General features: G+C 44.2%; 1 pseudogene. It reads left to right on the forward strand.

Features of this window, described 5'->3' with window-relative positions:
• A pseudogene (locus F1003_RS16725) lies at positions 1 to 260 on the forward strand (hypothetical protein); the annotation flags it as partial.

Here is a 260-nt window from a genome sequence, read left to right on the forward strand (position 1 = left end):
TAAAAAAGCACCCGCTTATACGCCTGTTTCTTTAAGCAAAAGTCGTCCGGAAGAATTGGTCGCTACTTTGAAAAATACCAATATGTTATGGAGACGCCATGCACAAAGATTATTGGTTGAACGTGGACAGAAGGATGTTGTTCCTCAGTTGATCGCTTTGGTAAATGACAAGTCTGTTGACGAAGTTGGATTGAACACGCCCGCCATTCACGCTTTGTGGACGCTGCAAGGACTTAATGCGATTGAAGATCCGCAGGTTC

This window comes from Winogradskyella ouciana (genome assembly GCF_009709615.1).
Lineage (GTDB): Bacteria > Bacteroidota > Bacteroidia > Flavobacteriales > Flavobacteriaceae > Winogradskyella > Winogradskyella ouciana.